At 60.6% G+C, this 18,457-nt stretch carries 13 protein-coding genes; 5 read left to right on the top strand and 8 right to left on the bottom strand.

The genetic code is table 11. The features are described 5' to 3' along the window. Nucleotides 1-78: 78 nt before the first annotated feature. The gene (amaB, locus tag POF45_RS19010; protein ID WP_282316404.1) at nt 79-1,569 is read right to left on the bottom strand and encodes an L-piperidine-6-carboxylate dehydrogenase; all 1,491 of its coding nucleotides are present in this window, start codon (nt 1,567-1,569) and stop codon (nt 79-81) included. 175 nt (nt 1,570-1,744) lie between these two features. Between amaB and POF45_RS19005 the strand changes: the two genes are divergently transcribed. From POF45_RS19005 to nadE, 3 genes are all read left to right on the top strand, one after another. After that, nucleotides 1,745-2,650, top strand: a complete 906-nt coding sequence (locus tag POF45_RS19005; protein WP_259498808.1) for a LysR family transcriptional regulator — start codon at nt 1,745-1,747, stop codon at nt 2,648-2,650. A 136-nt stretch (nt 2,651-2,786) separates the two neighbouring features. After that, nucleotides 2,787-4,001, top strand: a complete 1,215-nt coding sequence (gene pncB, locus POF45_RS19000) for a nicotinate phosphoribosyltransferase (RefSeq protein ID WP_259498806.1) — start codon at nt 2,787-2,789, stop codon at nt 3,999-4,001. A 4-nt stretch (nt 4,002-4,005) separates the two neighbouring features. Next, the gene (gene nadE, locus POF45_RS18995; RefSeq protein WP_259498804.1) at nt 4,006-4,833 is read left to right on the top strand and encodes an NAD(+) synthase; all 828 of its coding nucleotides are present in this window, start codon (nt 4,006-4,008) and stop codon (nt 4,831-4,833) included. Between the two features lie 103 nt (nt 4,834-4,936). Here nadE and azu read toward each other — a convergent pair whose 3' ends face one another. Continuing rightward, nucleotides 4,937-5,398: an azurin gene (gene azu, locus POF45_RS18990; protein WP_259498802.1), complete on the bottom strand. Its 462-nt coding sequence runs from the start codon at nt 5,396-5,398 to the stop codon at nt 4,937-4,939. Nucleotides 5,399-5,740: 342 nt separating this feature from the next. Between azu and POF45_RS18985 the strand changes: the two genes are divergently transcribed. Together POF45_RS18985 and POF45_RS18980 are read left to right on the top strand one after the other, a co-directional pair. Continuing rightward, complete coding sequence (locus tag POF45_RS18985) at nt 5,741-6,328, top strand: cytokinin riboside 5'-monophosphate phosphoribohydrolase (protein WP_259498800.1); 588 nt, start codon at nt 5,741-5,743, stop codon at nt 6,326-6,328. Nucleotides 6,329-6,396: 68 nt separating this feature from the next. Beyond that, nucleotides 6,397-6,588: a hypothetical protein gene (locus POF45_RS18980; RefSeq protein WP_282316403.1), complete on the top strand. Its 192-nt coding sequence runs from the start codon at nt 6,397-6,399 to the stop codon at nt 6,586-6,588. Nucleotides 6,589-6,661: 73 nt separating this feature from the next. On the opposite strand, the gene POF45_RS18975 is transcribed toward POF45_RS18980, so the two are convergent. The 6 genes from POF45_RS18975 to dnaB all read right to left on the bottom strand — a co-directional run bounded on the left by POF45_RS18975 (nt 6,662) and on the right by dnaB (nt 18,380). Next, nucleotides 6,662-7,039 (bottom strand): NUDIX hydrolase, encoded by a 378-nt coding sequence (locus tag POF45_RS18975; RefSeq protein ID WP_259498796.1) that lies wholly within the window; start codon nt 7,037-7,039, stop codon nt 6,662-6,664. A gap of 139 nt (nt 7,040-7,178) precedes the next feature. After that, nucleotides 7,179-8,069, bottom strand: coding sequence for a transglutaminase family protein (locus tag POF45_RS18970; protein WP_282316401.1), 891 nt, complete (start codon nt 8,067-8,069; stop codon nt 7,179-7,181). Next, a complete protein-coding gene (locus POF45_RS18965) occupies nt 8,069-10,555 on the bottom strand; it encodes a circularly permuted type 2 ATP-grasp protein (RefSeq protein WP_282316400.1) in 2,487 nt (828 codons plus the stop codon). Before POF45_RS18965 ends, POF45_RS18970 begins: the two co-directional genes overlap by 1 nt. Nucleotides 10,556-10,643: 88 nt before the next feature. Beyond that, nucleotides 10,644-13,919, bottom strand: coding sequence for a transglutaminase family protein (locus POF45_RS18960; RefSeq protein WP_282316399.1), 3,276 nt, complete (start codon nt 13,917-13,919; stop codon nt 10,644-10,646). Between the two features lie 483 nt (nt 13,920-14,402). Then, complete coding sequence (locus tag POF45_RS18955; protein WP_259498788.1) at nt 14,403-16,709, bottom strand: YgiQ family radical SAM protein; 2,307 nt, start codon at nt 16,707-16,709, stop codon at nt 14,403-14,405. Nucleotides 16,710-16,985: 276 nt separating this feature from the next. Beyond that, nucleotides 16,986-18,380, bottom strand: coding sequence for a replicative DNA helicase (gene dnaB, locus POF45_RS18950; RefSeq protein ID WP_259498786.1), 1,395 nt, complete (start codon nt 18,378-18,380; stop codon nt 16,986-16,988). Nucleotides 18,381-18,457: the final 77 nt, after the last annotated feature.

Genomic DNA, 18,457 nt, shown 5'->3' with positions numbered 1-18,457 from the left:
AAACCCAACCAACACACACCATTTAATGTGGGAGCGAGCCTGCTCGCTCCCACAGGGGGATCACTGCCTGATTGAGATTCAGTCGAACGTGATGCCCTGCGCCAACGGCAACTCCAGCGAGTAGTTCACGGTGTTGGTCTGACGGCGCATGTACCCGCGCCACGCGTCAGAGCCCGACTCACGGCCACCACCGGTCTCTTTCTCGCCGCCGAACGCCCCGCCAATTTCCGCGCCGCTCGGGCCGATGTTGACGTTGGCGATGCCACAATCGCTGCCCACCGCCGACATGAACTGTTCGGCTTCACGCACATCGGTGGTAAAGATGCACGACGACAGGCCCTGCGGCACGGCGTTGTTCAGACGCAGGGCCTCAGTGAAGTCGCTGTAACCGACCACGTACAGGATCGGCGCGAACGTTTCGCTGCACACCACATCGCTCTGTTCCGGCATTTCCACGATGGCCGGGGAAACGTAGTAGGCGTTGGGGAATTTATCTTCGAGTTGACGCTTGCCGCCAAACACCCGGCCGCCCTCGCTCAGCGCCTGCTCCAGCGCATCCTGCATGTTTTCAAAACTGTGCTTGTCGATCAGCGGACCAACCAGATTGCCTTCCAGCGGATGGCCGATGCGCACTTTGGAATAGGCGGCTTTGAGGCGGGTGACGATTTCTTCTTTGACCGATTCGTGGGCGATCAGACGACGCAGGGTAGTGCAACGCTGACCGGCGGTGCCGACGGCGCTGAACAGGATGGCGCGCACCGCCATGTCCAGGTCGGCGCTTGGGCCGAGGATCATCGCGTTGTTACCGCCCAGCTCCAGAATGCTGCGGGCGAAACGCGCGGCAATTTTCGGTGCCACTTCGCGGCCCATGCGGGTGCTGCCGGTGGCACTGACCAGCGCCACACGCGGGTCATCCACCAGCGCTTCGCCGGCGTCGCGGCCGCCGATCACCACTTGGCTCAGATGCGGCGGCGCGTCGCTGAAATTCTTCAGCACGCGATCAAACAGGGCCTGGCAGGCCAGGGCGGTCAGCGGGGTTTTCTCCGATGGCTTCCAGATCACCGGGTTGCCGCAGACCAGCGCCAGCGTGGCGTTCCAGGCCCAGACCGCGACCGGAAAGTTGAACGCACTGATCACGCCGACAACACCCAGCGGATGCCAGGTTTCGCGCATGTGGTGGCCAGGGCGTTCGGAGGCAATGGTCAAACCGTAGAGCTGACGGGACAGACCGACGGCGAAATCGCAGATGTCGATCATCTCCTGCACTTCTCCCAGCCCTTCCTGGGTGATCTTGCCGGCCTCCCAGGACACCAGTTCGCCGAGGTCGGCTTTGTATTCACGCAGAATGTCGCCCAACTGACGCACCAATTCGCCACGGCGCGGCGCCGGGACCTTGCGCCACAGTTCGAACGCATGATCTGCACGACTGATGTGTTGCTCGACTTCGGCGGCGCCTTCCCAGTTCACGGCGGCGATACGGCTGCCGTCGATGGGCGAATGCACGGGCACTTTGCCGTTCTGGTACAGGGCCGGGTTCACACCAAGACGATCAAGCAATGCGGCAACCATGGGTCACTCCTCAAGCAGAAAACGGAAAACGTGCAGCCGGATTATCACGGCTGATCAGACCTGTAGTTGTAGCTCCCCGTTGATGCGCCAACAAACGACCATTAAGCGAGATATCATTCCGTTTATTCATGCTGCGCATTGCTGGCGGCAGGAAAACAAGAAAAAGGGACCACCCATGCTGAATAAACGCCACTTGCCCTCGATTACCGCTTTGCAGTGTTTCGAAGCCGTGACCCGGCATTTGAGTTTCACCCGGGCCGCCGAAGAGCTGAACCTGACCCAGAGCGCGGTCAGCAAACAGGTCGCGCAACTCGAAGAACTGTTGCAGCACCTGCTGTTTCGCCGGGTGCGTCGACGCCTGCAAATGACGCCAGCGGGCGACTTGTACCTGGTTGAGGTGCGAAAAATCCTCACGCAAGTGGAGATGTCGACCCACTACCTGCGTTCCTACGGCGGCGAAACCGAAGTCTTGCGCGTTTCCACGCCCTCGACCTTCGGCGCCCGCTGGCTGGTGCCGCGCCTGAAGGGCTGGCGCTTGCGTCATCCTTCTATTCATCTGGATTTGTGCAACGAACAGGAAGCCGATGACTTGCTGCAAGGCCGTAGCGACCTGGCGTTCTATTTCGGCCAAGGCTCACGACCGGGCACTGAATGCCTGAAACTGTTCGGCGAAGAGCTGGTGCCGGTCTGCGCACCCGGCAGCCTGCCGGACCAGCCATTCACCGACCCGACTCAACTCACCGACCTGGTCCTGCTGCAAAACGCCTCCCGCCCCCAGGCCTGGCACGACTGGTTCGACAGCCAGGGCTACCACACCGAACACAGCTACCACGGCCCGCGCTTCGAAACCTTCTATATGTGCATCCGCGCAGCACAAGTCGGCTGCGGCGTGGCGCTGCTGCCACGATTCCTGGTGGAAGAAGAATTGGCCGACGGCAAACTGGTCATCCCCTGGCAACATGCGATGCCCAGTTCTGATGCGTATTACCTGGCGTATCCGGAGCATGCGGCGGAGGTGCCCAAGGTGCGGGATTTTGTGAAGTGGATGTTGGAGCAGATTGATAGCCCGTTACAAATATGAGGCTGTACTCGGAACATGTGGGATCTGCGTCGTTTAAAAAATCACTGGCAATACCTGCCATTGATATGCGCCACTAGTCTCTTCATTGAAACAGCTGCAAAGGCCACAAACCGCGGCCAGCCTGGAGAACCCCGTTATGAGCGAGAGCGTATTTGGCGATCGCATCGTGCAGAACCTGCTCGACACCGACTTCTACAAACTGACGATGATGCAGGCGGTGCTGCACAACTACCCGAACGTGGAAGTCGAATGGGAGTTTCGTTGCCGTAACAGCGAGGATCTGCGCCCTTATCTGGCGGAGATCCGTTTTCAGATCGAGCGTCTGGCCGAGCTGAGCCTTAGCGCAGATCAGTTGAGTTTCATGGAGCGCATCAGCTTCATGAAGCCGGATTTCCTGCGGTTTCTCGGGTTGTTCCGCTTCAACCTGCGCTACGTCCACACCGGTATCGAAAACGGCGAGCTGTTTATCCGCCTGCGCGGGCCGTGGCTGCATGTGATTCTGTTCGAAGTGCCGCTGCTGGCGATCGTCAGCGAAGTGCGCAATCGCTATCGCTACCGCGAAGTGGTGCTGGAGCAGGCCCGCGAGCAGCTGTATCGCAAGTTCGACTGGCTGAGCGCCAACGCCAGCAGCGAGGAATTGTCCGAGTTGCAGGTAGCCGATTTCGGCACCCGTCGGCGCTTTTCGTACCGGGTGCAGGAAGAAGTGGTGAATGTGCTCAAGCACGATTTCCCCGGTCGTTTTGTCGGCACCAGTAACGTGCATCTGGCGCGGGAACTGGACATGAAGCCGCTGGGCACCATGGCCCACGAGTGGATCATGGCCCATCAACAGCTCGGTCCACGGCTGATCGACAGCCAGATCGCCGCCCTCGATTGCTGGGTTCGCGAGTACCGTGGCCTGCTCGGCATCGCCCTGACCGATTGCATCACCACTGATGCGTTCCTGAGCGATTTCGACCTGTATTTCGCCAAGCTGTTTGACGGCCTGCGCCATGACTCCGGTGATCCGGTGCTCTGGGCAGAAAAGGCCATCGCCCACTACCACAAGCTCGGCATCGACCCGATGAGCAAGACCCTGGTGTTCTCCGACAGCCTGACGCTGCCCAGGTCTCTGGAGATATTTCGGGCGTTGCGCGGTCGGATCAATGTCAGTTTCGGCATTGGCACTAACCTGACCTGTGACATTCCCGGTGTTGAACCGATGAGCATCGTGCTTAAAATGACGGCCTGCAACGGCCAACCCGTGGCAAAGATTTCCGATGAGCCTGGCAAGACTCACTGCAAAGACCCGAATTTCGTCGCCTATTTGCGACATGTTTTCAAAGTACCTGCCCTTTCTAGCAAGGAGTGAGTTCATGCAAGCCGTACAGCGTGAGATTGCTGATCAGCTCAAGGTTCAACCGCCGTTCGCCAACGACGCCGCGCTGGCGGCTGAAGTCGCCCGACGGATCACCTTCATTCAGGATTGCCTGGTCAATTCCGGGCTCAAGAGCCTGGTGCTGGGCATCAGCGGTGGCGTCGATTCCCTGACCGCCGGCCTGCTGGCCCAGCGAGCCATGCGTGAATTGCGCGAGCGCACGGGTGACAACGGCTACAGGTTCATCGCCGTGCGCCTGCCGTACGAAACGCAGTTCGATGAACACGACGCCCAAGCCTCGGTGGATTTCATCGCCCCGGACGAGCGCCACACGGTCAACATCGGCCCGGCGGTCAAATCCCTGGCCAATGAAGTGGCGGCCTTCGAAGGCAAGCACGCAGTGTCGGTGGACTTCGTGCTCGGTAACACCAAGGCGCGGATGCGCATGGTCGCCCAGTACACCATTGCTGGCGCGGCCCATGGCCTGGTGATCGGCACTGATCACGCGGCGGAGGCGGTGATGGGCTTCTTCACCAAGTTCGGTGATGGCGCCTGCGACCTGGCCCCGTTGAGCGGTCTGGTGAAAAATCAGGTTCGAGCGATCGCCCGCAGCTTTGGTGCACCGGAGTCGCTGGTGGAGAAAATCCCGACGGCCGACCTGGAAGATTTGTCGCCGGGCAAACCAGACGAAGCGTCCCATGGCGTGACGTATGCCGAGATCGATGCGTTCTTGCACGGCGAGGCGGTGCGTGAGGAGGCGTTCAAGATCATTTGTGATACGTACAAAAAGACCCATCACAAGCGGGTGATGCCGTTTGCGCCTTGAAACTGTTGTCGCCTGTACTGCTCGCGAAGAACGATGACGCGGTCAAACGTCAGGCACAAAAAAAGCGTCCCGAGTGGACGCTTTTTTTATGAGCCAGATTCGATTACTTCAGGACAACAGCGCCTCTCATCATCGAGTTGTGGCCCGGGAACGAGCAGAAGAACTCATAGCTTTCGCCAGCCGTCAGCTTCGACACGTCGAAGGTCACCGAATCTTTCTCGCCGGCACCGATGATTTTGGTGTGAGCGATGATGCGAGTATCGCCATCTTTCAGGTAGTTCTTGTCGATACCGGCAGCCATGCCGTCGGTGGCGATAGGGGCCATGTCCGCCGCTTTACTCAGGACCCAGTTATGGCCCATGACGTTTTTCGGCAAGCTGCCGGAGTGAGCCAGGTTCACGGTGAACGTCTTGCAGCTCTTGTCGATGGTGAAGTCTTTTGCGTCACCCGGCAGCTTGAATGACATTTGATCGGTGGAATCGATGTCGATTGCGCATTTTTCGGCAGCCATCAATTGGCTGCTGGCCAGCGTCAGCAGGGATACCGCAACAAGTTTGGCGAACATGGTGAATCTCCAAGGCAGGGTTAACGAAATCGAGAATGGACAGAAGACTGCCTGAAATCTTCGCAAGTTCCTATGACTTGGGTCAAAAATTGTATACAACTTTCAGGCTATGACACTCATCGAAACAATCTAACAGCCAGACGTTTGGCATCGCCGTATCTTCAGGGCTCATCTCTCACCTGGAGTGCCGGTCATGACCTTCAACAGCCTGTTGTGCAGTTTGCTTGCCGCCTACGCCTGTGGTGCCAGCGGCACTTATGAAACACCTCGCCGCGAAGCTTGACCCTTGGAGCGCGGCCCGCCTGCCTTTACTCTGTATTCACCCTGAGCATGGAGTAAGGCATGTCTATCGCATCCGTTTGTGTATTTTGCGGTGCCAGCACCGGCACCCACCCGGCTTATCGTGAAGCGGCTGTCGCCCTGGGGCGCGCATTGGCCGAACGCAAGCTGACCCTGGTCTATGGCGGCGGCGCGGTCGGGCTGATGGGGATTGTCGCCGATGCTGCGCTGGCGGCCGGCGGCGAGGTGATCGGGATCATCCCGCAAAGCCTCAAGGACAAGGAAATCGGCCATAGCGGCCTGACGCGCCTGGAAGTGGTGGACGGCATGCATGCGCGCAAGGCGCGGATGGCCGAACTCAGCGACGCATTTATCGCGCTGCCCGGCGGCCTCGGTACGCTGGAAGAACTGTTTGAAGTCTGGACCTGGGGCCAGCTCGGCTACCACGGCAAACCGCTCGGTTTACTCGAAGTAAACGGCTTTTACCGCAAATTGAACGGTTTTCTTGATCATATCGTCGGCGAAGGCTTCGTTCGCGAAGCGCACCGTGACATGCTGCAAACGAGCGAATCGCCGCAAACCCTGCTCGATGCGCTGGATGCCTGGCAACCCTCGGTCCAGCCAAAATGGACGGAGCAAAAACCCGGCTAACGGCTCGGCACCGATACAGGGCAGAATATGCGCCGCTCAACCTCACCTTCGACCCCAGAGGATCGCCCATGGCTAAACCCAATTATTCCTTCGCCAAACGTCAGAGAGACTTGGCCAAGGAGCAGAAGAAAGAGGAAAAGCTTCAGCGCAAGAAAGCTACAGCTGAAGAAGAAGCAGCCGCACTGAACCCTGAAACTGAAGGTGAAGTGGCCGCTGACGATGATGTTGAAGCACCGAAAGATCAGGCGCCCGACGCCTGAGACCCTCAGGGCCCGATGATCTGATCAGGCCCACCGGATCTGTGTCCAGGGTCAGCAGCGTTGCTGCTGACCCTCACAGGCCCAACGCCTTGTTGATCGAATCGCGATACCCCTTGGGCAGATTGGCCGGCAACTGCGCCGGATCGAACAGCCCGATTTCCTTGTGTTCATGACTGACCGTCGGCACAAAACCGCCCAGCAACTGGCAGCGGTAGGTGGAAATGAATACGTGCTTGCCGGGGATGACCTCGAACAGATACGAATCCAGCGGCTCGCCGACCCTCACTTCAACGTCCAGTTCTTCGACGATTTCCCGTGCCAGACACTGTGGCGCTGTCTCGCCCAGTTCGATTCGTCCACCCGGCAACTCCCATTCGTCGCGCTCGTTGAGCATCAAGACGATGAGGCCATCGGGGGATTGCAGGACGCCTTTGATTGAAACCGGGTACATGGATAAGTCCTCAACATCGAATTCAACGCATCACCCCTGTGGGAGCGAGCCTGCTCGCGAAAGCGGCGGCACATTCAGCATTGATGTGACTGGAAGATAGCTTTCGCGAGCAGGCTCGCTCCCACAGAGTTTGTGTCAATCAATCCAATGGCATCACCGTCACCCGAACCTCAGGATCATGGCTGCCGCCCCCCAGAATCACCCCGCGCAACGGCGATACATCGGAAAAATCCCGGCCCCAGGCCAAGGTGATGTGCTCCAGCGCCGGTTGCACGTTATTGGTCGGGTCAAAATCCACCCAACCCAGCACCGGGCAAAACACCGACACCCAGGCATGCGACGCATCGGCGCCAATCAAGCGTGGCTGGCCCGGTGGCGGCTGGGTCAGCAGGTAACCGCTGACATAGCGCGCCGCCAGCCCACGGGATCGCACACACGCGAGCATCAGGTGGGCGAAGTCCTGACACACCCCGCGCCGCCGCTCCAGCACTTCCACCAGCGGCGTTGCCACCTGAGTGGCTTCGGCATCGAAGGTGAACTCGCTGAAGATCTTCTGCATCAGCGCCTGGACGCCCAGCAACAGCGGACGACCGGGTGGAAAACAGCTCTCGGAAAACTCGACGAAACTGCGTTTCAAATGCACATAAGGCGATTCAAACCGGTAACGACAGGCTTCCAGCACCCCCTGCGACAGGGGCTGGCCGCTGTACGTCAGCGCACTGCGAGTGGACTCCCACGCCGGTGACTGGTTGAAATCCAGCACCGGACGAGCCAGCACCTCGACGCTCAGTTGGGCATTCACCAGCAACTCATCATGGGGCCGCTCGAACGCCAGCCGGGTCAGCGGATTGCCAAACACATCCAGTTCATCCCGGCGCGATGTCGGCTCCGGGCTGATCAGCAATTGCTGCGTGGTGCAGCGCTGCCAGTCGCAGGCCCGTGGCCACAGATGGGCCAGTTGCTGAGCCAGCGACACCGGGCTGTCGTAGTGGTAATGCGTGTCGTGGAAAATCTGGTAACGGGCACTCATCAGACGGACACCGTGCGTTGGCTGACATCATCGACATGGGCGAAATGGCGCAAGGCCAGACGGTCTGACACCTGGCCGCTGGCATCGGCGATCTCTTGCAGCAAGTCCGCCAGCCCCTCGATGGCGGCGTGGACACTGGCCTCGCCGAACAGCGGATTTTCCAGACAGCCGAGATCGAAGCGTGCCAGACGCTCTACCCATTGCGGCAAACCGGTCTCACGGGGCGCACCAAAGTCGTCGTTCAGGCGTTTCAAGGTGCGGGTCACCAGTTTCAACTGGAACAGCACTGCGTGGGGGTTCTGCTCGTCCAGCAGCAACAGGTCTAGTACCGGAATCAATTGCGCCACCGCCAGATACCGCGAGCGGTAGGTGATGCTGCTGTTGCCCAGCTCCAGCAGCCACTCCAGCCCGGCCTGATCAAAGGGCCCCGTACCCCGCAAAAACGCCGCGAGGCTGGCGCTGAGAAACTGCAGACGTTCGATCCGCCGGCCAATCATCAGGAAACGCCAGCCTTCATCTCGCGTCATGTCGTCCAGGGCAAAACCGGACAGCGCCGCCAAAGACATTACCAGTCGGTTGAGGAAGTCCAACAGCTCACCGAAGTCCGGCTCCTCGGTTTCCAACTCCAGGGCCTCGCGTTGCAACTCCACCAGCGCCTGCCAGTTTTCCCGCGACAGCTTGCCGCGCACTTGCGAGGCGGCCCATTGCAGGCGTTGCAGGTTGGAACGCAGGCTGAACGGCCAGTCATCACCGAGCAAAGCGGCCAGCAGACGCTCCGGCAATTCGCCCTCGTCCGGCAACAGGTGCAGACGCTCGCCAAGGTCGACGGCGGCCTGCAAGGCTTGCGGGTCGTCGCCATCCACATAACGTGCGAGCATGATCCGCAGCAGCCGCGCGCTGTCATCACAACGTTCACAGTAACGGCCGAACCAGAACAGGTTTTCCACCACCCTCGATGGCAAATACGGGTCGCGCCGAACCAGGTCATGGACGCCGATTGCGCGCTGGGTTTTCCATTGTTCGCCGCTCGGCGCCCGCTCACCCAACACCCAGGTGTCTTTGCTGGCACCGCCGCGTTGCATCGACACCACTTCCGCGTCCACTTCGGCAGCCACACGGGTCAGGCCACCGGGCAGCACCCGATAACCGTCCTGGCTGGCGACCGCGTAGACACGCATGCCGATGGCGCGGGGTTGCAGCTGACCGTCCTCCGGCTGCCAGATCGGTGCCTGTGAAAGCTGGGCCAATGCTTGCGCCACATAGGCATAAGGTCGCGCCTGCATGCGCTCGGCGAGCGCCTGGCGCTGTTTTTCACTCAAGTCACGACCAAATACCGGCGCAAAGCTCTGTGATGGAAACGCCGGTTTGATCAGCAGCTCGGGCAGTTTTTCCAGGGCCTGGGCCAGCACCGGCGCTTCACCGCACCACCAGGTGGCAATGGACGGCAGGATCAGTTCTTCACCAAACAGGAATTGATTGATCCTCGGCAGAAAACCCAGCAGCCCCGGCGACTCCAGCACGCCGCTGCCCAGGGCATTGGCCACCAACACCCGCCCCTGACGCACAGCTTCGAGCAGGCCCGGCACGCCGAGCGCCGAGTCGGTACGCAACTCCAGCGGGTCGCAGAAATCATCGTCCAGCCGACGCATGATCGCGTGAACCCGGCGCAGGCCGCTCAGGGTTTTCAGGTAGACCGTGGCGTCGCGCACCGTCAGGTCGCCGCCTTCGACCAGCGGATAACCGAGCTGGCGCGCCAGGTACAGATGTTCGAAATAGCTTTCGTTGAAGCGCCCCGGCGTCAGCAGCACCACCAGTGGCGCGTCGTCGTCGCTCGGCGCCTGACGGGCCAGGGTTTCCTGCAAGGTGCGGAAAAAACCCGCCAGGTGCTGCACTTTCAGATCGCGGTACAACTCGGGAAAGGCCCGGGACACGATGGTGCGATTTTCCAACGCATACCCGGCCCCGGAAGGCGCCTGTGTGCGGTCTGCCGTGACCCACCAGCGACCGTCCGGCGCGCGTGCCAGATCCACGGCGTACAGATGCAGAAAGGCCCCGTCGGGCGGCGCAATGCCCTGGCAGGGCCAGAGGAAGTTGTTGTGACCGAAGACCAGCTCCGCCGGCAGCAAGCCCTCGGCGATCAAGCGTTGCGGGCCGTACAAGTCCGCCAGCACCGCATTGAGCAGACGCGCCCGCTGGGCAATGCCCGCCGACAGCTGCTGCCATTCTTCAGCGGCGATCACATGCGGCAGCAGGTCCAGTTCCCACGGCCGATCAGCCCCCTTGGGGTCGGCGTAGACGTTGTACGTCACGCCGTTTTCCTGGATCTGGCGGGTCAGCAGCGCCTGACGCTGCACCAATTGTGTCGGCGTGCTGCGTTGCAATTGGTCGAACAGGCGGCGCCAGTGCGGGCGCACCGCGCCGCTGTCATCGAGCAGTTCGTGATAAGTGCCCGCTGTCAGCGGGTAACGGTCGAGCAGGTCAGGCATGGAAAACTCGGCAGACAGCAAGGAACAGTCAGACTAACGCAGGCTCGTGACGCCCGGATATACGAAACGTCCGAGTAACGTGTAGGGCTTAGAAACGTCGTAAATCGAGTGTCATCGGCAGCTCGTCGTTAATTTCCGTATCAGGTATCGGAAGTTTCCCAGGCGTGTGTCCGATGCGAAAGAAACGCGCCATGCGCCGGCTTTCGGCCTCGTTGGCGTTCACTGGCAAGCTGTCGTAATTACGCCCACCCGGATGGGCGACGTGGTACTGACAGCCGCCCAGCGAGCGTTGCATCCAGGTGTCGAGCAGGTCGAACACCAGCGGTGCGTGAACTGGGATCGTCGGTTGCAGGCAGTTGGCCGGTTGCCAGGCGCGAAAGCGCACGCCGGCAACAAATTCGCCCACACGCCCTGTCGGTTGCAGCGGTACCGCAATGCCATTACAGGTCAGCAGATAACGCTGCGGTGCCAGGCCGCTGAGCTTGACCTGCAAGCGTTCCAGCGATGAATCGACATACCGTACCGTGCCACCCACCGCGCCCTCCTCGCCCAGCACATGCCAGGGCTCCAGCGCCTGCCGCACTTCCAGTTCGATGCCATTGACGGCGTAATCGCCGACCTTGGGGAAACGAAACTCCAGATGTGCGGCAAACCACTCGGCCCGCAGCGGATAACCGGCGGCATTGAGTTCGACGATGACGTCAGCGAAATCCTGCTCGATAAAGTGCGGCAGTAAAAAGCGATCGTGCAGTTCCGTGCCCCAGCGCGCCAGCTTCGGCGGTGCGTACGGCTCGCGCCAGAACCGCGCCACCAGCGCCCGCAGCAACAACTGCTGAGTCAGGCTCATGCGCGCGTGGGGCGGCATCTCGAAGGCGCGCAACTCCAGTAAGCCAAGGCGCCCGGTGGCGCCATCCGGCGAATAGAGTTTGTCGACGCAGAATTCGGCGCGGTGGGTGTTGCCGGTGACGTCGATCAGCAGATTGCGCAGCAAGCGATCCACCCGCCACGGCGCGCATTCCTCACCCGGTTCCGGCATCTGGGCAAAAGCGATTTCCAGCTCGTACAAGGCATCGTTGCGCGCCTCGTCCACCCTCGGAGCCTGAGACGTAGGCCCGATGAACAACCCGGAAAACAGGTAGGACAGCGACGGGTGGTTGTGCCAGTAACTGATCAGGCTGCGCAGCAGGTCAGGGCGGCGCAGAAACGGCGAGTCCGCCGGGGTCGCACCGCCGAGGACAAAATGGTTGCCGCCGCCGGTACCGGTGTGCCGGCCGTCGATCATGAATTTCTCGGTGGTCAGGCGAGTCTGGCGCGCCTCTTCGTAGAGGAATTCGGTGCGCTCCACCAGCTCGTCCCAGGTCGCGGACGGCTGCACATTGACCTCGATGACGCCCGGATCGGGGGTGATGCGAAAATTGCTCAGGCGCGGATCGCTCGGCGGTTCATAGCCTTCCAGCAATACCGGGCAATGCAATTCCTCGGCGGTGGCTTCGATGGCGGCGACCAGCGCCAGATAATCCTCGACCTGCTCCAGCGGCGGCATGAACAAATACAGCCGCCCTTCCCGGGCCTCGGCGCAGAACGCAGTGCGGGTCAGCCAGTCGGCGGATTCGTCGATCTTTGGCATGCGCTCATCGGCTACGGCCGGCTGTCCTTGGCTTTGCAGTTGCGCGGTCTCAGGCAGCGGCGGGAAGTCCTGATTAGGATCATTCGGATGAATGAATGGATACTCGGCCGCCTTCACCCAAGGCTGTGAACCAAGCGGCAGGCGATAGCCCAATGGCGAATCCCCCGGCACCAGTCGGCAGTGTTCTTCGCGCAAATACCAGCGCCCGCTCTGCCATTGATCGCCCTTGGCGGTACGTGCCAGCGGCAGCACCTGCCCTATGACTTTGTCCAGGCCCTGGCTGAACACCTTGCGCAGTCGCGCACGCTCCAGCGGCTCCTCCAGGCGAGAATCTTCGGCAGTGACGTTCTGCGGCAATGTGCCTTCGCGCCACAGGTAATAGAAATTATCTTCGTAGGCTGGAAACACAAAGCGTGTGGGAATTTTCAGGCGCTCGGCGACACTTGCCAGAAAACGCCCGGCCAGTTCGCCATCGGCGCCATAGTCTTGCTGCTCATCGGCAATCAGCGCGCTGTTGTGCCAGATCGGCACACCGTCGCGGCGCCAGTAGCAGTTCAGCGACCAACGCGGCAGTTGCTCACCGGGATACCACTTGCCCTGACCGAAGTGCACCAGGCCTTTGGGCGCGTAGCGCTTGCGCATGCGCTGGAACAGCTCGGCCGAGAGCCGACGCTTGTCCGGACCGAGGGCGGCGGTGTTCCATTCGGCGCCGTCCGGATCATCGATGGAGACGAAGGTCGGCTCGCCGCCCATGGTCAGGCGTACATCGCCTTCGAGCAGGTCGGCATCGATCTGCCGGCCCAGCGCCTGTATCGCCAGCCACTGTTCTTCGGTGTAGGGCTTGGTAACCCGTGGGGCTTCCCAAATCCGCTCCACGGACATTTCGTGGGTGAATTGGCACTCGCACGGTTCCACCAGGCCGCTGATCGGTGCCGCAGAGCCCGGATCGGGACTGCAGGCCAACGGAATGTGTCCTTCGCCGGCAAACAGCCCTGAAGTCGCATCCAGGCCGATCCAGCCGGCACCGGGCAAATAGACTTCGCACCAGGCGTGCAGGTCGGTGAAGTCCACCTCGGTGCCCGAAGGACCGTCGAGGCTTTTGACGTCAGCAGTCAGTTGAATCAGGTAACCGGAGACGAAGCGCGCCGCCAACCCGAGATTACGCAGCAACTGCACCAACAGCCAGGCGGAGTCGCGGCAGGAGCCGGAGGCGTGTTCGAGGGTGTGTTCAGGCGTCTGCACGCCGGGCTCCATGCGGATCAGGTAGCCGATGTCTTCGCTCAGGCGCTGGTTGAGCGCCACCAGAAAATCAACGGCGGGCAGCGGCGTGCGGTCGATGCCATCCAGGTATGCCTTGAACTTCGGCGTCAGGGGCAAGGTTTCCAGGTACGGTGCCAGCTCCTTGCGCTCGTCGGCGGCGTAGCTGAAGGGGATTTTTTCCGCATAGGGCTCAAGGAAAAAATCAAACGGGTTGAACACCGCCATCTCGGCCAACAGGTCGACTTCGATCCGCAGCTCGGTGGTTTTTTCCGGGAAAACCAGACGCGCCAGGTAGTTGCCCTGAGGGTCTTGCTGCCAGTTGATGAAATGCTGCTCAGGCGAGACTTTCAGCGCGTAGGAGAGTATCCGCGTACGACTGTGGGCGGCCGGGCGCAGGCGAACGATCTGCGGACCGAGCTCGACGGCGCGGTCGTAGCGGTAATGCGTGACGTGATGCAATGCGACATGAATCGACACGGCGTGCCTCCTGCGAGCCCTAAGCGTATTCGAAAGCGCGCAAGACTTATGCCATCGCGCAGGCTGGCGCTTTCACCGATTTGCTTAGGGCAGTACAGCACCAAAATCGGGCGAGGCGGGAAATTGGTTTGGGGCAATTGCACGCAAATGTGGCGAGCCGGGACCCTCAGCCGGAATTTCCAGCGGCTGTACCGGCCTCTTCGCGAGCAGGCTCGCTCCCACAGTTGATCTTCAGTGGACACAGATCTTGTATTCCACCCATGTGGGATCGGGCTTGCCCGCGAAGAGGCCAACTGCCCCACCACATTTCCCACCTCAGTGGACACAGATCTTGTATTCCACACTCACCCCCTGTGGGAGCGAGCCTGCTCGCGAAGAGGCCAGTTGCCCCAACCCACTGTCTGACCTTGATACAGTTTTTTCTCCGCCAGAAACGCAAAACGCCAACCCGAAGGTTGGCGTTCTGTTCAGCTCAAGCGCGGCTTAGCGCGGTACGACCGGCTTGCGGGCGGGTTTGGGGCCCTTGCCCTTGGCCGCGTCCTTGCGATCCTTGGCGGCCTGCTGGTTGCGGGCGAACGCCGCAGCCTTGGCCTGTTCGCGCTTGTCCCACGCGTTGCCACCATCGCTGGCACGCGGCGGCAGGCCGGTGTGCTGGGTCAGGATTTTGGTGGTCTTCTCGGTTGCCGCCACTTTATGGCTGCCAGCCGGTGTCGAGTTCTTGCGACGGGCACTCTGATAGCTGTCGGTCGCCGGCTGGTGCAGCGGGATCAACTGGTTCTTGCCCGGCCCGATCAGGTCGGCGCGGCCCATGCGGGTCAGCGCTTCACGCAGCATCGGCCAGCCCTTCGGATCGTGATAACGCAAGAACGCCTTGTGCAGACGACGCTGCTCTTCGCTCTTGACGATGGTCACCGAGTCGCTCTTGTAGGTCACCTTGCGCAGCGGGTTCTTGCCCGAGTGGTACATGGCGGTGGCGGTGGCCATCGGCGACGGGTAGAACGCCTGCACCTGGTCGGCACGGAAGCCGTTGCCCTTGAGCCACAGGGCCAGGTTCATCATGTCTTCGTCAGTGGTGCCGGGGTGGGCGGCGATGAAATACGGAATCAGGTACTGCTCTTTGCCCGCTTCCTTGGTGTACTTCTCGAACATGCGCTTGAACTTGTCATAGCTGCCGATGCCCGGTTTCATCATCTGGTTGAGCGGACCTTCCTCGGTGTGTTCCGGGGCGATCTTCAGGTAACCACCGACGTGGTGAGTGACCAGTTCCTTGACGTATTCCGGCGACTCGACCGCGAGGTCGTATCGCAGGCCGGAAGCGATCAGGATTTTCTTCACACCCGGCAGCGCACGGGCGCTGCGGTATAGCTGAATCAGCGATGAGTGGTCGGTGTTCAGGTTCGGGCAGATGCCAGGGAACACGCACGATGGCTTGCGGCACGCGGATTCGATTTCCGGGCTCTTGCAGGCGATGCGGTACATGTTCGCGGTCGGGCCGCCGAGGTCGGAAATGACGCCGGTAAAACCTGGCACCTTGTCGCGGATCTCTTCGATTTCGCGAATGATCGACTCTTCGGAACGGTTCTGGATGATCCGGCCTTCGTGCTCGGTGATCGAGCAGAACGTACAGCCACCAAAGCAGCCACGCATGATGTTCACCGAGAAACGGATCATGTCGTAGGCCGGGATTTTTTCCTTGCCGTACGCCGGGTGCGGAACCCGTGCGTAAGGCATGCCGAACACGTAGTCCATTTCTTCAGTGGTCATCGGAATCGGCGGCGGGTTGAACCAGACGTCGACTTCGCCATGTTTCTGCACCAGCGCACGGGCGTTACCCGGGTTGGTTTCGAGGTGAAGCACACGGTTGGCGTGGGCATAGAGCACCGCGTCGCCACGGACCTTTTCCACCGACGGCAGACGAATCACGGTCTTGTCGCGGGTCATCTTCGGGCTGGCCAGGATCTGCACGACCTTGGCTTCGCTCGGGTCTTCAACCGGCCCCTTTTCCTGCTCGATGGCGCAGGCCTGGGTGTCCTGGGTGTTGACGTACGGGTTGATGATCTTGTCGACCTTGCCCGGACGGTCGATGCGCGTGGAATCGACTTCGTACCAGTCTTTTGGCGTGTCACGACGAATGAACGCGGTGCCGCGTACATCGGTGATGTCTTCGATCTTGTGACCGTAGGACAGACGCTGGGCGACTTCGACAATTGCACGCTCGGCGTTGCCGTAGAGCAGGATGTCGGCGCAGGCGTCGATCAGGATCGAGTTGCGCACGCGATCCTGCCAGTAATCGTAGTGGGCGATACGGCGCAGGGAGGCTTCGATGCCACCGAGCACGATCGGCACGTTTTTATAGGCTTCCTTGCAGCGCTGGCTGTAGACCAGGCTGGCGCGATCCGGTCGCTTGCCCGCCATGCCACCGGGGGTGTAGGCGTCGTCGGAGCGGACTTTCTTGTCGGCGGTGTAACGGTTGATCATCGAGTCCATGTTGCCGGCCGCGACGCCGAAGAACAGGTTCGGCTCGCCGAGCTTCATGAAGTCGTCTTTGGACTGCCAGTTCGGCTGGGCAATGATCCCGACGCGGAAGCCCTGGGACTCCAGCAGCCGGCCGATGATCGCCATGCCGAACGACGGATGATCAACGTACGCATCACCGGTGACGATGATGATGTCGCACGAATCCCAGCCAAGCTGATCCATCTCCTCCCTGCTCATTGGCAGGAATGGCGCAGGACCGAAACATTCGGCCCAGTACTTGGGATAGTCAAATAACGGCTTGGCTGTTTGCATGACGGTGACCGGTGTTGAGATGAAAAATCGCGGGCGCGGAATATAGCACAAAAAATAACCAATTCCGACTGCAACAGTCGGAAATTGCGGCAACCGTTTGTTTGAAGAGCCTGAGACCCTGCACAGCCCCTGTGGCGAGGGAGCTTGCTTCCGCTGGGCCGCGAAGCAGCCCCAAAACCTGCATCTGATTTTTTCGGATAGATCGCATTCTCTGGCTTTGCGACTGCGGCGCAGTCGAGCGGGAGCAAGCTCCCTCGCCACAGGTTTTTGCCGAGGTTACTCGTCGTCGAAGTTGTAGCTGCCCGGTGCCAGGTTTTCGAAGCGGGTGTACTTGCCGATGAACGCCAGCCGTGAGGTGCCGATCGGGCCGTTCCGTTGCTTGCCGATGATGATTTCAGCGATGCCTTTGTGCTCGGTTTCCGGGTGATAAACCTCGTCCCGGTACACGAACATGATGACGTCGGCATCCTGCTCGATGGCTCCGGACTCACGCAAGTCGGAGTTGATCGGGCGTTTGTTCGGGCGCTGCTCCAGGGAGCGGTTGAGCTGGGACAACGCCACTACCGGGCAGTTGAACTCTTTGGCCAGGGCCTTCAGGGAACGGGAGATTTCAGAAATCTCGTTGGTCCGGTTGTCGCCACCTGAACCCGGGATCTGCATCAATTGCAGGTAGTCGATCATGATCAGAGCAACATCGCCGTGCTCACGCACCAGGCGCCGGGTTCGTGCCCGCATTTCCGAGGGGCTGATACCGGCCGTATCGTCGATGAACAATTTGCGGTCGTTAAGCAGGTTGACCGCGGAAGTCAGGCGCGGCCAATCGTCGTCGTCCAGGCGACCGGCACGGACCTTGGTCTGGTCGATACGACCCAGGGACGACAACATACGCATGATCAGCGATTCGCCTGGCATCTCGAGCGAGTACACCAGCACGCACTTGTCGCTGCGCAGCACCGCGTTTTCCACCAGATTCATCGCAAAGGTGGTTTTACCCATGGACGGACGGCCGGCGACGATGATCAGGTCAGACGGTTGCAGACCGCTGGTCATCCCGTCGAGGTCGGTGTAGCCGGTGGACAGGCCGGTAATGGCGTTGTCGGTATTGAACAGGGTGTCGATGCGGTCGATGGCCTTGGTCAGCAGGTCATTCACACTCACCGGGCCGCCGGTTTTTGGCCGGGCCTCGGCGATCTGGAAGATCTGTCGCTCGGCTTCGTCGAGAATCTCTTCAGCTGTGCGGCCTTCAGGGTTGAAGGCGCTGTCGGCAATTTCGGAAGCAATGCCGATCAGTTGCCGCAAGGTTGCCCGCGCGCGGACGATCTGGGCATACGCCTTGATGTTGGCGACAGACGGCGTGTTTTTTGCCAGCTCGCCAAGGTAACCGAGGCCGCCAACTTGCGAAGTCTGACCTTCCTTGTCCAATTGCTCGGCCAGGGTCACGACGTCGATAGGCGAGTTCTGGTCCGCCAGTTTGGCGATCGCACGGAAGATCAGGCGGTGGTCATGTCGATAGAAATCGCCGTCCGAGACCTGATCAAGCACGCGTTCCCAGGCGTTGTTGTCCAGCATCAGACCACCGAGCACAGCCTGTTCGGCCTCGATGGAGTGCGGCGGCACTTTCAGGGAAGCGGTTTGCAGATCGTATTGCTCGGGTGCGGAGATATCGTTCATGGCCACTTGAATAGTTTTGTGAAAATCAGGAACTGCAGAAAGACAAAGGGCACGACCTGTAAACAGGATCGTGCCCG

The sequence above is a fragment of the Pseudomonas fungipugnans genome (assembly GCF_029955235.1).
In the GTDB taxonomy this organism is placed as follows: Bacteria; Pseudomonadota; Gammaproteobacteria; order Pseudomonadales; family Pseudomonadaceae; genus Aquipseudomonas; species Aquipseudomonas fungipugnans.
This window is presented reverse-complemented; position numbering and strand designations above follow the sequence as displayed.

Excerpts from the sequence above, each read along its gene's own strand:
- amaB (WP_282316404.1), bottom strand. The coding sequence starts at position 1,569 with ATGGTTGCCGCATTGCTTGATCGTCTTGGTGTGAACCCGGCCCTGTAC.
- POF45_RS19005 (WP_259498808.1), top strand. The coding sequence starts at position 1,745 with ATGCTGAATAAACGCCACTTGCCCTCGATTACCGCTTTGCAGTGTTTC.
- pncB (WP_259498806.1), top strand. The coding sequence starts at position 2,787 with ATGAGCGAGAGCGTATTTGGCGATCGCATCGTGCAGAACCTGCTCGAC.
- nadE (WP_259498804.1), top strand. The coding sequence starts at position 4,006 with ATGCAAGCCGTACAGCGTGAGATTGCTGATCAGCTCAAGGTTCAACCG.
- azu (WP_259498802.1), bottom strand. The coding sequence starts at position 5,398 with ATGTTCGCCAAACTTGTTGCGGTATCCCTGCTGACGCTGGCCAGCAGC.
- POF45_RS18985 (WP_259498800.1), top strand. The coding sequence starts at position 5,741 with ATGTCTATCGCATCCGTTTGTGTATTTTGCGGTGCCAGCACCGGCACC.
- POF45_RS18980 (WP_282316403.1), top strand. The coding sequence starts at position 6,397 with ATGGCTAAACCCAATTATTCCTTCGCCAAACGTCAGAGAGACTTGGCC.
- POF45_RS18975 (WP_259498796.1), bottom strand. The coding sequence starts at position 7,039 with ATGTACCCGGTTTCAATCAAAGGCGTCCTGCAATCCCCCGATGGCCTC.
- POF45_RS18970 (WP_282316401.1), bottom strand. The coding sequence starts at position 8,069 with ATGAGTGCCCGTTACCAGATTTTCCACGACACGCATTACCACTACGAC.
- POF45_RS18965 (WP_282316400.1), bottom strand. The coding sequence starts at position 10,555 with ATGCCTGACCTGCTCGACCGTTACCCGCTGACAGCGGGCACTTATCAC.
- POF45_RS18955 (WP_259498788.1), bottom strand. The coding sequence starts at position 16,709 with ATGCAAACAGCCAAGCCGTTATTTGACTATCCCAAGTACTGGGCCGAA.
- dnaB (WP_259498786.1), bottom strand. The coding sequence starts at position 18,380 with ATGAACGATATCTCCGCACCCGAGCAATACGATCTGCAAACCGCTTCC.